Origin of the sequence: Marinobacter sediminicola (genome assembly GCF_031157525.1) — a bacterium.
GTDB classification, from domain to species: domain Bacteria; phylum Pseudomonadota; class Gammaproteobacteria; order Pseudomonadales; family Oleiphilaceae; genus Marinobacter; species Marinobacter sediminicola.
Genome location: NZ_JAVIXR010000033.1, coordinates 1 through 692, shown reverse-complemented (window position 1 = coordinate 692; position 692 = coordinate 1). Strand labels below are relative to the sequence as shown.

The 692-nt window shown below is 56.1% G+C and carries 1 protein-coding gene; it reads left to right on the top strand.

What is annotated here, in order from left to right; genetic code table 11:
• On the top strand, positions 1–692 hold a 692-nt coding region (locus RG807_RS17670; protein ID WP_309046052.1), incomplete at both ends, for an electron transfer flavoprotein subunit alpha/FixB family protein.

Sequence of the window (692 nt, the reverse complement as noted above, 5' to 3'; positions counted from 1 at the left end):
CTGGGTGAGAACCTGGGCGAGCTGGTTGCAGAAGTGGGTAAGGGCTACAGCCACATCCTGACCTCTGCCGGTACCACGGGCAAAGACTTCATGCCCCGCGTTGCTGCGCTGCTGGACGTTGCTCAGGTATCTGACATCATTCGCGTAGAATCTGCAGACACCTTCGTTCGCCCGATCTACGCCGGTAACGCCATTGCAACGGTTAAGACCAGCGATAGCATCAAGGTAATCACCGTGCGCCCGACAGGCTTTGATCCTGTGGCCGCTGAGGGTGGCTCTGCATCCGTTGAGCAGCTGGACGTTGTAAAAGACGCAGGCCTGTCTTCGTTTGTAGGCGAAGAGAAAGCCAAATCCGATCGTCCTGATCTTGCCAGTGCCGGCATTGTTATCTCCGGTGGTCGTGGCATGCAGAATGGCGACAACTTCAAGATGCTGGAGCAGGTTGCTGATCTTCTAGGCGCCGGCATGGGTGCTTCCCGTGCAGCAGTCGACGCCGGCTTCGTGCCGAACGACATGCAGGTAGGCCAGACCGGTAAGATCGTTGCTCCACAGCTGTATATCGCTGTTGGTATCTCCGGTGCTATCCAGCACTTGGCTGGTATGTCTGATTCCAAAGTGATCGTTGCGATCAACAAGGATGAAGAAGCACCTATCTTCCAGGTTGCCGATTACGGCCTGGTAGCGGATCTGTT